At 69.0% G+C, this 12,602-nt stretch carries 14 protein-coding genes and 1 pseudogene; 9 read left to right on the forward strand and 6 right to left on the reverse strand.

Annotation, left to right across the window (positions count from 1 at the left end; translation table 11 throughout):
• A partial coding sequence (locus FFS27_RS18185; protein ID WP_171019205.1) for an iron chelate uptake ABC transporter family permease subunit occupies positions 1-148 on the forward strand: 148 nt, incomplete at its 5' end.
• Here the strand turns inward: FFS27_RS18185 and FFS27_RS18190 are convergent.
• The 3 genes from FFS27_RS18190 to FFS27_RS18200 form a co-directional block, all read right to left on the reverse strand.
• Positions 149-1,015: an MBL fold metallo-hydrolase gene (locus FFS27_RS18190; protein WP_021264990.1), complete on the reverse strand. Its 867-nt coding sequence runs from the start codon at positions 1,013-1,015 to the stop codon at positions 149-151. It lies immediately after the preceding gene.
• A 119-nt stretch (positions 1,016-1,134) separates the two neighbouring features.
• Positions 1,135-1,728, reverse strand: coding sequence for a LysE family translocator (locus tag FFS27_RS18195; protein ID WP_014603924.1), 594 nt, complete (start codon positions 1,726-1,728; stop codon positions 1,135-1,137).
• A gap of 50 nt (positions 1,729-1,778) precedes the next feature.
• Positions 1,779-2,615: an AraC family transcriptional regulator gene (locus tag FFS27_RS18200; RefSeq protein WP_003091026.1), complete on the reverse strand. Its 837-nt coding sequence runs from the start codon at positions 2,613-2,615 to the stop codon at positions 1,779-1,781.
• 210 nt (positions 2,616-2,825) lie between these two features.
• Here FFS27_RS18200 and FFS27_RS18205 point away from each other — a divergent pair, with 210 nt between their 5' ends.
• The gene (locus FFS27_RS18205) at positions 2,826-3,599 is read left to right on the forward strand and encodes an SDR family oxidoreductase (protein ID WP_003091027.1); all 774 of its coding nucleotides are present in this window, start codon (positions 2,826-2,828) and stop codon (positions 3,597-3,599) included.
• A gap of 53 nt (positions 3,600-3,652) precedes the next feature.
• A complete protein-coding gene (locus tag FFS27_RS18210; RefSeq protein WP_003091028.1) occupies positions 3,653-3,910 on the forward strand; it encodes a hypothetical protein in 258 nt (85 codons plus the stop codon).
• A gap of 11 nt (positions 3,911-3,921) precedes the next feature.
• Here the strand turns inward: FFS27_RS18210 and FFS27_RS18215 are convergent, their stop codons facing one another.
• Positions 3,922-5,559 (reverse strand): methyl-accepting chemotaxis protein, encoded by a 1,638-nt coding sequence (locus FFS27_RS18215; RefSeq protein WP_003091029.1) that lies wholly within the window; start codon positions 5,557-5,559, stop codon positions 3,922-3,924.
• A gap of 84 nt (positions 5,560-5,643) precedes the next feature.
• Positions 5,644-6,633 (reverse strand): LysR family transcriptional regulator, encoded by a 990-nt coding sequence (locus tag FFS27_RS18220; protein WP_003130750.1) that lies wholly within the window; start codon positions 6,631-6,633, stop codon positions 5,644-5,646.
• Between the two features lie 100 nt (positions 6,634-6,733).
• Between FFS27_RS18220 and FFS27_RS18225 the strand changes: the two genes are divergently transcribed.
• Genes FFS27_RS18225 through FFS27_RS18245 form a run of 5 tightly spaced genes read left to right on the forward strand, consistent with a single transcriptional unit; the run spans position 6,734 to position 10,991 of the window.
• Positions 6,734-7,903, forward strand: coding sequence for a M20 aminoacylase family protein (locus FFS27_RS18225; RefSeq protein ID WP_003114014.1), 1,170 nt, complete (start codon positions 6,734-6,736; stop codon positions 7,901-7,903).
• A 59-nt stretch (positions 7,904-7,962) separates the two neighbouring features.
• A complete protein-coding gene (locus tag FFS27_RS18230; protein WP_022580239.1) occupies positions 7,963-8,748 on the forward strand; it encodes an ABC transporter substrate-binding protein in 786 nt (261 codons plus the stop codon).
• A 55-nt stretch (positions 8,749-8,803) separates the two neighbouring features.
• The gene (locus tag FFS27_RS18235; RefSeq protein ID WP_021265020.1) at positions 8,804-9,493 is read left to right on the forward strand and encodes an ABC transporter permease; all 690 of its coding nucleotides are present in this window, start codon (positions 8,804-8,806) and stop codon (positions 9,491-9,493) included.
• Positions 9,490-10,203, forward strand: a complete 714-nt coding sequence (locus FFS27_RS18240; RefSeq protein WP_003091035.1) for an ABC transporter permease — start codon at positions 9,490-9,492, stop codon at positions 10,201-10,203. Before FFS27_RS18235 ends, FFS27_RS18240 begins: the two co-directional genes overlap by 4 nt.
• Before the next feature lie 20 nt (positions 10,204-10,223).
• Entirely contained in the window at positions 10,224-10,991 is a 768-nt protein-coding gene (locus FFS27_RS18245; RefSeq protein WP_003091036.1) for an ABC transporter ATP-binding protein, read from the forward strand.
• A gap of 9 nt (positions 10,992-11,000) precedes the next feature.
• Here FFS27_RS18245 and FFS27_RS18250 read toward each other — a convergent pair.
• Positions 11,001-11,213, reverse strand: a pseudogene (locus tag FFS27_RS18250) (GNAT family N-acetyltransferase); the annotation flags it as partial.
• A gap of 99 nt (positions 11,214-11,312) precedes the next feature.
• On the opposite strand from FFS27_RS18250, the gene FFS27_RS18255 reads away from it, so the two are divergent.
• On the forward strand, positions 11,313-12,602 hold a 1,290-nt coding region (locus FFS27_RS18255), incomplete at its 3' end, for an esterase/lipase family protein (RefSeq protein ID WP_132466563.1).

Consider the following 12,602-nt stretch of genomic DNA (forward strand, 5'->3'; position numbering starts at 1 on the left):
GGTGTGCGCCCTGCTCGGCGCGCTGTTCCTGGTCTGGATGGATGTCGCCGCGCGCACCCTGATCGCCCCCCAGGACCTGCCCATCGGCATCGCCACCGCGGCCATCGGTGGGCTGTTCTTCATTCTCCTGCTGCGTCGCCGCAGCTGATCAGAACAGATCCAGCGGGATCTTCAGGTAACGCACCCCGTTGCCTTCCACCGGCGGCAGGTTGCCGCCGCGCATGTTGACCTGGATCGCCGGCAGCATCAGGGACGGCATGCCGAGGGTGGCATCGCGCTGCTGGCGCATGGCGACGAACGCCTCCTCGTCGACGCCTTCGCGGACGTGCACGTTGTGCCGGCGCTGCTCGCCGACGCTGGTTTCGCAGCGGTGGTCGTCGCGGCCGGGAGCCGTGTAGTCGTGGCACATGAACAGGCGGGTCGCGTCGGGTAGCGCGAACAGGCGCTGGATCGAGCGATACAGCTGGCGCGCGTCGCCGCCGGGGAAATCGCAGCGGGCGGTGCCGTAGTCGGGCATGAACAGGGTATCGCCGACGAAGGCGCTGTCGCCGACCAGGTAGGTCATGCACGCCGGGGTATGCCCCGGGGTATGCAGCGCGCGGCATTCCAGGGCGCCGATGCGGAACGACTCGCCGTCCTCGAACAGGTGCTCGAACTGGCGGCCGTCCACCGGGAACGCCTCGCCCAGGTTGAACAGGCCGGAGAATTTCGCCTGCACCTGGGTGATTCGCGCGCCGATGGCCAGGCGCCCGCCCAGTTCGCGCTGCAGGAAGATGGCCGCCGACAGGTGGTCGGCGTGCACGTGGGTCTCCAGCAGCCATTCCACCTGCAGGTCGTGCTGGCGAACGTGGGCGATCAGGCGTTCGGCGCTGGCATGGCTGGTACGCCCGGCGGCCGGGTCGTAGTCGAGCACCGGGTCGACGATGGCGCAGGCGCGGCTGGACGGGTCGCGCACCACATAGCTGTAGGTGGAGGTGGCCGGGTCGAAGAAGGCAGTGATGTCGGGTTTCAACATGGAGGTTCCTTGCGCGGCGTGCTGACGGCGACCGCGCCATGGCTACGGATCGTCCCACCATAGCCAACCCGGGCCCGGCGTACCAACCCACAGGTTTGTCAGGAAGCTACCGGACCGCCTCAGAGCAGCAGGGCGGCCCAGGCCGAGGCCAGCAGCAACAGCGCCATGCCCTGGTTGAAGCGCTTCATCAGCGACGGCGAGCGCAGCAGCCGCGCGCTGCCGACGCCGAGCAAGGCCCAGCTGGCCAGGCACGGCAGCGAAACCAGGAAGAACAGCAACGCCAGCAGGCCGATCCGCCCGGCCTGTCCGGCGCCTTCCCCGGCGAACAGCGCCAGCGCGGCGAGGGCCATCATCCAGGCCTTGGGATTGACCAGTTGCAACGCCGCGCCGCCGAGCACGCCGAGGCGCCGCGGCGGCTCCGCGCCGTCGATGCCGCCCGCGCTGCGGAACAGGCTCCAGGCCAGGTAGCTGAGCCAGCCGACGCCAAGCCAGGCGAGCCCCTGCTGGAGCAACGGGTGGCGCCGCAGCAGCTCGCCCAGGCCGAGCCCGAGCAGCAGGATCAGCGCCGCCACCGCCGCGCAGGCGCCGAGCACGATCGGCCAGGCGGCGGCCAGGCCGTGGCGCTGGCTGTTGCTCAGGACCAGGATGTTGGTCGGTCCGGGGGTGATCGAGGCGACGACGGCGAACAGCAGGAAGGGCGCGAGGGATTGCATGGACGGGCTCCTGTGGCGGGGGAGCCTTCATCCTGGCGGCGCACCGGGCCTCAGTCTGGAAGCTGGGTGCACTGCCTGCGGTAGGCCGCCGGAGTCATCCCGTAGGCGCGCCGGAACCAGCGGCCGAGATGGCTCTGGTCGGCGAAGCCGAGGGCGCTGGCGAGGTCCGCCGGTTGCCCGCCGACAGCGAGCATCTGCCGCGCCTTGGCCAGCCGCAACTGGACCAGGTAGGCGTAGGGTGGCAAGCCGTAGGCGGCCTTGAATGCACGGTTCAGGCGGAAGCGGTCGGTACCGCAGGCGCTGGCCAGCTCGTCCAGGCCGATGTCCTGGTAGAAGTGCGCATGCAGGTAGTCGCGGGCTTTCTGCGCCACCAGCGGCAGGCGCGGATCGAACGGCTTCGCCTCGCGCCAGCCGAGGTGCACGCGCAGCCGCTCCAGCACCAGCTCCAGGGCGGTCTGCCGCAGCAGTCGCAGCTCGCGGCCATGCAGGACGCGGAAGGCCTGGGCGATGGCCAGGGTCAGGCGCGGGTCTTCGGTGAGGTTGGCGTGGAAGCCGGGATCGCGGTCGCTGGGCGCGTCGTCGAAGGTCGCCCGCAGTTCGCGCCGCAACCAGTCCGGCTGCAGGTACAGCATCGAGTAGGTGAAGCCGCCGGCGATCGGCGCGCGGCCGTCGTGGATCTCCCCCGGCTCGACCAGGAATACCTGGCCGGCGGTGCTGTCGTGTCGGCGTCGGCGGCAGTTGAATTGCTGCACGCCGATCTCGGTGTAGCCGATCAGGTAGCTGTCGTGCCAATGCGGATCGTAGGCGTGGCCCTCGAAATGGGCGCGCAGGGTCTCGATCCCGGTCTCGGCGTCGCGGGCCAGGTCGATCCAGTCTCGGCTGCCCATCGTGCGTCAGGTCTTCCCACTCGTTGGTTTCGTCGTCGCGACTATAACGCGCCCGTCCCGGGGTTCTAGAAGATTCGTGCAGCCGGCTGCGCTCCTCCGGAGGCGGGAATTGATCGGCGTTTCTGGACAATCTATCCAGGCCGCCACGATTACTCCGCAAGGCCGCCCTCCCTAGACTGGGTTCTCCACTCACCGCAGGAGAAACACCCCATGGTCGACCACTCCATCAAAGGCAAGACCGTACTCGTCACCGGCGGCGCCAAGAACCTGGGTGGGCTGATCGCCCGCGATCTCGCCGCCCACGGCGCGAAGGCCATCGCCATCCACTACAACAGCGCCGCGAGCAAGGCCGACGCCGACGCCACCGTCGCCGCGCTGCAGGCAGCCGGGGCCAAGGCGGTAGCGCTGCAGGGCGATCTCACCAGCGCCGCGGCCATGGAAAAGCTGTTCGCCGACGCCATCGCCGCGGTGGGCAAGCCGGACATCGCCATCAACACCGTCGGCAAGGTGTTGAAGAAGCCTTTCACCGAGATCAGCGAGGCCGAATACGACGAGATGAGCGCGGTCAATGCCAAATCTGCGTTCTTCTTCCTGCGCGAAGCCGGCAAGCACGTCAACGACAACGGCAAGATCTGCACCCTGGTGACCTCCCTGCTTGGCGCCTATACCCCGTACTACGCCGCCTATGCCGGCACCAAGGCGCCGGTGGAGCACTTCACCCGCGCCGCCTCCAAGGAATTCGGCGCGCGCGGCATTTCGGTCACCGCGGTCGGCCCGGGTCCGATGGACACGCCCTTCTTCTATCCCGCCGAGGGCGCCGACGCGGTGGCCTACCACAAGACCGCAGCGGCGCTGTCGCCCTTCTCCAGGACCGGCCTGACCGACATCGAGGACGTGGTGCCGTTCATCCGCCACCTGGTCAGCGAAGGCTGGTGGATCACCGGCCAGACCATCCTCATCAACGGCGGCTACACCACCAAGTGACCCAGCGTCCCGGTCGCCGCCACGGCGACCGGCACCTGTCCGGGAAAGACCCCATGCACGTGACCCTGGTAATCGCCGGCGGGATCATCCTGCTCGGCCTGTTCCTGCTCTTCGGCGAACTCTGGGAGGCCGGACCGGCGCCCGCTGCCGGCCTGTTCCTGCCGACCTGGCTGGCCGTCGCGCTGGTCAACCTGTGGGTCGGCGTCCAGCACGCCGGCTACGGCTTGCGCGAAGAACTGCCGATCCTGCTGCTGGTCTTCCTGGTCCCGGCGGCACTGGCCGGCGTGGCGATCTGGCTGGCGCCGCGCTAGGCGGCGGCGCTTCAGACGCGGAAACGCCCGACCAGCCGCGCCAGTTCCGAGGACAGCTCGGACAGCCGGCGGCTGGCCCCGGTACCCTGCTCCGAATGTTCCGCCGCCTGGGCGGAAAGCTCGCGCACCTCGCTGATGTTGCGGGCGATTTCGTCGATCACCCGGCTCTGCTCCTCGCAGGCCGAGGCGATCTGCGCGGCGAGGTCGTTGATCCGCCCCACCGCGTCGCCGGTGGCCGCCAGCACGCCGTCGACCCCGGCGGCGCGCTCGACGCTGTCGCGCGCCTTGAGGCTGCCCGACTGCATGGCCCGCACGGCGTTCTGCACCCCGGCCTGGAGGCGCTCGATGCGCGCCTGGATGTCCTTGGTCGAATCCTGGGTGCGCGCCGCCAGCGCCCGCACCTCGTCGGCCACCACGGCGAAACCGCGACCCTGCTCGCCGGCCCGCGCGGCCTCGATGGCGGCGTTGAGGGCAAGCAGGTTGGTCTGTTCGGCGATGCCCTTGATCACTGTCAGCACCGCGTCGATGCTGGCGGTTTCCTGGGCCAGTTGCTGGATGCTCTCGGAACTGCTCTCCACTTCCTGCGCCAACTGGCGGATCACCTCGATGGTCGCTTCCACCACGTTGGCGCCCTCGCGCGCCTGCCGGCGGGCGTCATGGGCCACCTGCGCGGCGCTCTGGGCGTTGCGCGCCACCTCGTGGACGGCGCTGCTCATCTGCGTCGCGGCGGTGCTGACCTGGTCCACCGACGCGTGCTCGCTGTTGATCAGACGATCGTTAGCGGCGGTCATGCCGGCCAGCGAACCGGCGGAATCGGCGACCTCGCCGGTGACCCGGCCGACCTCGCGGATCAGCGGCTGCAACTTGTCGAGGAAGGCGTTGAAGGCGCTGCCGAGGCGGCCGGGTTCGTCGCGCGAAGTGACCTCCAGGCGCACGCGCAGGTCGCCATCGCCGTTGGCGATCTCTTCCAGGCGTTGCAGCAGGCGCTGCAACGGACGGGTCACCAGGCCGGGGAACACCAGCACCAGCGACAGGCACACCAGCAGGCCGAACGCCACCAGCGCCACCTGCTGCCAGCGGTGCCGCTCGCCCAGCGCGGAGGACGCCTCGCCGTCGGCGGCCGCGGCCGCCTCTTCCATCTCGTCGAGCTGGTTGATCACCTCGCGCATCGCCCCGAACTGGCGATCGCTGTCACCGTAGCTGAGCTGCGCCGCGGCGCTCGGATCGCTGGCCGCCAGGCTCAGCACCCGCGCCGAGGTCGCGCTCCAGAGGGCATAGCCGCGCTCGAACTCGGCGACCTTGGCCAGTTCCGCCTCGCCCGGCTGCATCGCCGCGTACTGGCGCACCCGATCCAGGGCCTGCTGCAGGTTTTCCGCGTGATCGTTCCTCAGGCCGGCGATCTGCTCGGCGTTCAGGAGGCTATCGAGCAGGCTGCGCTCGGCGACGAAGGCCTGGTAGAGATCGCGGTCGGCGTTGAGCAGCAGGGCGATGCCGGGGAGAAAACGCTTGCCCAGGCGCTGGTTGGATTCGTTCTGCTGGGCGATGCCATGCACGCCGAGCGCGCCCACCAGCAGCAGAAGCACCGCCAGCAAGAGGATCGGCAGGGCGATTTTCCTGCGGAACGATAGGTTAGCGAACCATTGCAGCATGCCGGCATCCTCGCTCGTGGCTTTCCAGGCTATCGGTCGCAGCACGACCGATCTTGAGCGACCGTACGTCCGTGCCAGTAGGAATCAGACTAGCAGGCGCAGGGTTTCGAACAGGCGCCGGTCATCCTTCTTCGCCGAGCGGGCGTGGCGGCGGATCACCTGCAGCAGGCACTCGACGAAGCATTGCGCCGGATTGCTGAGGGCGCCGCCGCGCCGGGTGATGATGCCCAGCCGCCGTGGCTCGAAGGTTTCCCGCAGCGCCAGCGGCACTACCCGGCCGAGCAACGGCGGGGCGGCGCCGATGATCGCCGGCACCCAGGTGCACATGTCGGCCTGCTCCACCAGGGTCTGCAGGATAGCCACGGAGTGCGCACGGACGATGCGCCGCTCGTCGATCAAGGCGCCGTGGCGCCAGAACAGCTCGCGCATCAGGGTGTCGTGGCCGTCGCCGGTGTAGTTCAACGCCCAATCCTGTTCCAGCAGTTCGTGGATCGAGCCGCAACCCGCCAGCGGATGCCCCTGGCGGACCAGCACCGCGGTGTCGTAGTCGAGCAGCTTCTCGCAGGCGAATTCCTGGGCCGCCTGGGCGCCGTGCAGCGGGCCGATGGCGAAATCCATGCTGCCGTCGCGAAGCAATGGCTGGGCCACCGCCATCAGGCTTTCGAAAAGCTCCAGGCGCACCTCCGGCATGCGCTCGCGGAACGCCTGCACCGCCTCCGAGAGGAAGGTCAGCGCCACCCAAGGCGTCACCCCGATGCACAGCCGGCCGCTGGCCTGGCCACGCAGGTGGTCGAGTTCGACCTGCGCGTGCTCCAGTTGCTTGAGCACCAGCCGGGCGTGGATCAGCAGCGCCTTGCCGTATTCGGTGAAGGTCAGGCCGCTGGGCGTGCGGACGAACAGCGGCAGATGCTGTTCGGTTTCCAGTTCGCGCAGCGCGCGGGTCACGGCCGCCTGGGAAATCCCCAGGGCGCGGGCGGCGGCGCGGATGCCGCCGGCGTCGGCACTGGCGACCAGGGCTTGCAACTGGTGGAGTTTCACGGGCTTACCGAGGTGACAACGAAAGGTTGTCATCATAGCCAAAGCGAGCCTCCCCGCCAGTCCCCCGCTTGCCTACCATCGGCTTCGACAACACCCTGCCGCCCACCGGTCGGAGCCCTTGAGGAGAACAAGAAGAATGACCGAGCCTGCCGTCCTGCCCGCCATCGCGGCGCTGCGGGAAGAGATGGTTACCTTGCGCCGCCACATCCATGCCCACCCGGAGCTGGGTTTCGAGGAACGGCGAACCGCCGCGCTGGTCGCCGAATGCCTGGAGGCCTGGGGCTACCAGGTCAGCCGTGGGGTGGGTCGCACCGGCGTGGTCGGCACCCTGTGCCGCGGCGAGGGCCCCGCGCTGGGCCTGCGCGCCGACATGGACGCGCTGCCGATCCAGGAAGCCACCGGCCTGCCCTACGCCAGCCAGGTGGACGGCGTGATGCACGCCTGCGGCCACGACGGCCACACCGCGATGCTCCTCGCCGCGGCCAGGCACCTGGTCGAGTCGCCGCACTGGCGCGGCACCCTGCAACTGATCTTCCAGCCTGCCGAAGAGGGCCTCGGCGGTGCCCGCGCGATGCTCGACGACGGGCTGCTGGAGCGCTTCCCCTGCGACGCCATCTTCGCCATGCACAACGTCCCGGGATACCCCGTCGGCCACCTGGGTTTCCATCCCGGCCCCTTCATGGCCTCGGCCGACACCGTGGTCATCCGCGTGATCGGCAGCGGCGGCCACGGCGCGGTGCCGCAGCGCACCGTCGACCCGGTGGTGGTCTGCTCCGCCATCGTGCTGGCCTTGCAGAGCATCGTCTCGCGCAACGTCGATCCGCAGGACACCGCGATCGTCAGCGTCGGCGCGATCCATGCCGGGACGGTCTCCAACGTGATCCCGGCCAGCGCCGAAATGATCCTCAGCGTCCGCGCCCTGACCGCGGAAACCCGTGCCCTGCTGGAGCGCCGCATCGGCGAACTGGCCCGCGGCCAGGCCGCCAGCTTCGGCGCGCGGGCGGAGGTCGACTACCGGCATTGCCATCCGGTGCTGGTCAACCATCCCGGGCAGACCGCGTTCGCCCGCGAGGTGGCCCGCGACTGGCTGGGCGAGGAATGCCTGATCGACGGACTGCGGCCGTTCACCGCCAGCGAGGATTTCGCCTTCATCCTCGAACGCTGTCCCGGCAGCTACCTGGTGATCGGCAATGGCCAGGGCGAGAGCGGCTGCCAGTTGCACAACCCCGGCTACGACTTCAACGACGACTGCCTGGCCGTCGGCGCCAGCTACTGGGTGCGACTGGCCGAGCGCTTCCTGGCCTGAGCCAGGGTTTTCAACGGGCGCGCGGCCTGGCGCGCGCGGATCGACAGAGGACAACCACAATGACAAGAACCCTCGGCAGCATCACCCTCTCCCTCCTCCTCGCCGCACCGGCCGGCGCCGCCGACTGGACCGGCAAGGTCCTGCGCCTGGGCGTCGACCCGACCTACCCGCCGCTCGAATACAAGCAGCCGGACGGCCGCCTGGCAGGCTTCGGCATCGAGATCGGCGAAGCCCTCTGCGCGGAGCTGCGAGCCCGCTGCGAATGGGTCGAAAGCAACTGGGACGGCATCATCCCGGCGCTGCTGTCGCGCAAGATCGACGCCATCGTCTCGTCGATGACCATCACGCCGAAACGCGCACAGCACATCGCCTTCACCGACCGCGTCTCCAACGCGCCGAGCCGCCTGGTGGTACGCCGCGGCTCGGCGCTCCTGCCCGACGCCGAGAGCCTGCGCGGCAAGCGCGTGGGGGTCGGCCAGGGCTCCAACCAGGAGGCCTACGCCAAGGCCGAATGGGCCGCCAAGGGGGTGCGGGTCGTCTCCTACCAGAACCAGGACCAGGTCTACGCCGACCTCGTCATGGGCCGCCTCGACGCCTCGCTGCAAGGCGCGGTGCAGGCCAGCTACGGCTTCCTCGACAAGCCGGTCGGCAAGGATTTCGAACTGGCCGGAGCGGTGCTGGACGACCCTCGCTACTTCGGGGTCGGCGACGGCATCGGCCTGCGCAAGGAAGACGTGGCGCTGCGCGAGGACCTGAACAAGGCGCTGGCGACGATCCGCGCCAACGGGACCTACGCGCGAATCAACGCCCGCTACTTCGATTTCGACCTCTACGGCGCGCCCTGAACGGCGTCCGGCCGCTTTTCACCTCGACCGACAACAACAAGCAATGGAGAGTGAAATGTTCCTCGACGGCTTCGGCCCGCAGATACTCGCCGGCACCCTGGTGACCCTGAAGCTGGCGCTGGGCTCCCTGCTCGGCGCCGTGCTCATCGGCCTCCTCGGCGCCAGCGCCAAGCTCGCCGCCAACCGCCCGCTGCGCGCCCTGGCCAGCGGCTATACGACGCTGATCCGCAGCGTCCCTGACCTGGTCATCATGCTGTTGCTGTTCTTCAGCCTGCAGATCCTCCTCAACCGCGTCACCGACGCCCTCGGCATCGGCCAGGTCGACATCGACCCGTTCGCCGCCGGCTGCGTCACCCTGGCGTTCATCTATGGCGCCTACTTCACGGAAACCTTCCGCGGCGCCTTCCAGGCGGTCCCGGCCGGCCAGGTCGAAGCCGCGCAAGCCTACGGCATGGGGCGCTGGCGAGTGTTCCGCCGGGTACTCCTGCCGCAGATGCTGCGCTACGCCCTGCCGGGCATCGGCAACAACTGGCAGGTGCTGGTCAAGTCCACCGCGCTGGTCTCGATCATCGGCCTCGGCGACCTGGTCAAGGCCACCCAGGACGCCGGCAAGGGCACCCTGCAGTTCTTCCACTTCACCCTGATCTGCGGGCTTATCTACCTGGCCATCACCGCAATCTCCAACGCCGCGCTGCTGTGGCTGGAGCGGCGCAGCTCGCTGGGCGTCAGGAGGCCGCTGCCATGAACGCGGTACTCGACGAATACTGGCAGGCCTACCTGTGGACCGACGGCCTGCAACTGACCGGACTGGCGATGACCCTGTGGCTGCTGATCCTCGCCGTGGCGCTTGGCTTCCTGCTGGCCATCCCGCTGGCGGTGGCGCGAACCTGCGGCAACCCGCTGCTGCGCTACCCGGTCTGGCTCTACACCTACGTGTTCCGCGGCACCCCGCTGTACATCCAGTTGCTGTTCTTCTACACCGGCGTCTACAGCCTGAATGCCATACGCGCCCAGGACTTTCTCAACGCGTTCTTCCGCGACGGCTTCAACTGCACGGTACTGGCCTTCGTCCTCAACACCTGCGCCTACATGACGGAAATCTTCGCCGGCGCGATCAGGAACACGCCCCACGGCGAAGTGGAAGCGGCGCGCGCCTACGGCATGGGCGGCTTCACCCTCTACCGGCGCATCGTCCTGCCCTCGGCGCTGCGCCGGGCACTGCCGTACTTCAGCAACGAAGTGATCCTGATGCTGCATTCCACCTCGGTGGCGTTCACCGCCACCGTGCCGGACCTGCTCAAGGTGGCCCGCGACGTCAATTCCGCCACCTATGCGCCGTTCCTGTCCTTCGGCATCGCCGGCGCGCTCTACGCCGGCACCGCCTTCCTGCTGATCTGGCTGTTCCGCCGCGGCGAGCTGCGCTGGCTGGCCTACCTCAGACCGCAAACCCACTGACCTCTCCCGGAGACACGCGCATGTACAGCCTGCAGGTCGAAGACATCCACAAGCGCTACGGCAGCCATGAGGTGCTCAGGGGCGTTTCGCTCAGGGCCGGCAAGGGAGACGTGATCAGCATCATCGGCTCCTCCGGCTCGGGCAAGAGCACCTTCCTGCGCTGCGTCAACTTCCTGGAAAAGCCCTGTGCCGGGCGCATCCGCGTCGGCGACGAGGAACTGCGCACCCGTCCCGGCGCCCTGGGCGAGCTGCGCGCCGCCGATCCCCGGCAGTTGCAGAGGATCCGCAGCCGGCTGGCGATGGTCTTCCAGCATTTCAACCTGTGGAGCCACCTGACGGTGCTGGAGAACGTGGTCGAGTGCCCGGTCAACGTCCTGAGAATGAACCGCGACGACGCCGTGGCCCGCGCGCGCCACTACCTGGCCAAGGTCGGCCTGGCGGAGAAGGTCGAACGGCAGTATCCCTGCGAACTCTCCGGCGGCCAGCAACAGCGCGTGGCGATCGCCCGCGCCCTGGCCATGGAGCCGCAGGTGATGCTGTTCGACGAACCGACCTCGGCGCTCGATCCGGAACTGGTCGGCGAAGTGCTGAAAGTCATGCAGCAGTTGGCCGAGGAAGGTCGCACCATGGTCCTGGTCACCCACGAGATGGCCTTCGCCCGCCAGGTTTCCAGCCATGTGATCTTCCTCCACCAGGGCGTGATCGAAGAGCAAGGGACGCCGGACCAGGTGTTCGGCGCGCCGCGCAGCGAGCGCCTGCGCCAGTTCCTCGCCGGCAACCTGAAATGAGCCCGGGACTCAGCGCGACGGCGCGAGGAAACGCACGAAGACCAGCTCCGGATCACCTTCGTCGAGGTTGTCGATCACCCCGCTCGGCTGGAATCCCTCGCGCTCCAGCAGGCGCCGCATCGGCAGGTTGGAGCGGTTGCAGGAAGTGAACAGGCGGTCGCCGCGACAGTCGTCCCGCGCCTGCCGCAGCAACGCGCTGGCGATGCCGCGCCGGCGGCAGTCGGGGGCGACCGCCGCATCCTAGACGTTTTCACAGGTCAGGGCACGTCGCCGCGGCGCATGATCTATAGTCGCCCGGATCAGCCCCAGAGGATGCCGGACATGCCCCGTTCGATCGTCATCGTCCACGGCTGGAGCGACGATTCGAAGTCGTTCCGCCGCCTCGCCGAGCAGCTGGAAGCCTGGTTCGGCAGTGCGCCGACGCAGATCCGCCTCGCCGACTGGATCTCCCTGCAGGACGACGTCACCTACGCCGACCTCGCCGCCGCCCTGGATCGCGCCTGGACCGCCCAGGGACTGTCGCGGGCACCGCGCACGGTTGACGTGGTGGTGCACAGCACCGGCGCCCTGGTGCTGCGCGACTGGCTGACCCGCCACTTCGACCCCGCCAGCGCGCCGGTCAAGCGCTTCCTGATGCTCGCCCCGGCCAACTTCGGCTCGCCGCTGGCGCACAAGGGACGCTCCTTCATCGGTCGCGTACTGAAAGGCTGGAACCGCTTCGTCGGGCAGACCGGCACCCAGGTGCTGAAGGGACTGGAGCTGGGCTCGCCGTACTCCTGGCAACTCGCCGAGCGCGACCTGTTCGGCGCCGAGGCCTGGTACGGCGCCGGCCGCCTGCTCGCCACGGTACTGGTGGGCAATGTCGGCTACAGCGGCGTCGAAGCCATCGCCAACGAAGCCGGCGGCGACGGCACGGTGCGGATCGCCACGGCGAACCTCAACGCCTGCCGCCTGAGCCTCGAACTGGATGTCCGCCAGCGCGCCAGGCCCGGCTGGCGCCTGGAAGAATCGCGCGGCGAGATCGCCTTCGCCATCGTCGACGGCGAGAACCACGCCAGCGTGGCGCTGAAGGACCGCGGGCCGAAGAACCCGCATACCCTGGAGCTGATCCGCGCCGCACTGGAGGTCGAGGACGCCGATTACCGGAGCAGCGGCGCAAGCTTCCCCTGGCAGCGCCGCATCGATCAGCTCGACCCCGGCATCGAGCGCCGCTCGCCGCGCTACCTGAACCTGGTCAGCCACGTCTGCGACGACCTCGACCAGGAGGTGCGCGACTACTTCATCCAGTTCTTCCGCAAGCTGAACAGCGACCGGCGTTTCGAGCAGCGCTTCTACGAGCAGGTCATCGCCGACGTCCATCCCTACGAGGACAACCCCGCCTACCGCTCGCTGTACCTGTCGATCGAGTCCCTCGACGACCTGCTCGCCGGCTTCGCCGTGGACACCCTGTCGCTCAGCGTGTCGGCCCAGCCGCCGTTCGATCCGCCGCGCCAGCCGGTCGGCTATACCGCGGTGGGCCCCGGCGACAGCGAAGGCCTGGCAATTCCGCTGGCGCAGGTGCCGCGCTTCCTCGCAGCCCACCGCACCCTGCTGCTGCGCATCCGCCTGACG

It is taken from the genome of Pseudomonas sp. 2VD (assembly GCF_005503585.1).
In the GTDB taxonomy this organism is placed as follows: domain Bacteria; phylum Pseudomonadota; class Gammaproteobacteria; order Pseudomonadales; family Pseudomonadaceae; genus Pseudomonas; species Pseudomonas aeruginosa.

Bases quoted from the DNA above. Each gene is read 5' to 3' on its own strand.
- FFS27_RS18190 (WP_021264990.1), bottom strand. From the start codon at position 1,015: ATGTTGAAACCCGACATCACTGCCTTCTTCGACCCGGCCACCTCCACC.
- FFS27_RS18195 (WP_014603924.1), bottom strand. From the start codon at position 1,728: ATGCAATCCCTCGCGCCCTTCCTGCTGTTCGCCGTCGTCGCCTCGATC.
- FFS27_RS18200 (WP_003091026.1), bottom strand. From the start codon at position 2,615: ATGGGCAGCCGAGACTGGATCGACCTGGCCCGCGACGCCGAGACCGGG.
- FFS27_RS18205 (WP_003091027.1), top strand. From the start codon at position 2,826: ATGGTCGACCACTCCATCAAAGGCAAGACCGTACTCGTCACCGGCGGC.
- FFS27_RS18210 (WP_003091028.1), top strand. From the start codon at position 3,653: ATGCACGTGACCCTGGTAATCGCCGGCGGGATCATCCTGCTCGGCCTG.
- FFS27_RS18215 (WP_003091029.1), bottom strand. From the start codon at position 5,559: ATGCTGCAATGGTTCGCTAACCTATCGTTCCGCAGGAAAATCGCCCTG.
- FFS27_RS18220 (WP_003130750.1), bottom strand. From the start codon at position 6,633: ATGATGACAACCTTTCGTTGTCACCTCGGTAAGCCCGTGAAACTCCAC.
- FFS27_RS18225 (WP_003114014.1), top strand. From the start codon at position 6,734: ATGACCGAGCCTGCCGTCCTGCCCGCCATCGCGGCGCTGCGGGAAGAG.
- FFS27_RS18230 (WP_022580239.1), top strand. From the start codon at position 7,963: ATGACAAGAACCCTCGGCAGCATCACCCTCTCCCTCCTCCTCGCCGCA.
- FFS27_RS18235 (WP_021265020.1), top strand. From the start codon at position 8,804: ATGTTCCTCGACGGCTTCGGCCCGCAGATACTCGCCGGCACCCTGGTG.
- FFS27_RS18240 (WP_003091035.1), top strand. From the start codon at position 9,490: ATGAACGCGGTACTCGACGAATACTGGCAGGCCTACCTGTGGACCGAC.
- FFS27_RS18245 (WP_003091036.1), top strand. From the start codon at position 10,224: ATGTACAGCCTGCAGGTCGAAGACATCCACAAGCGCTACGGCAGCCAT.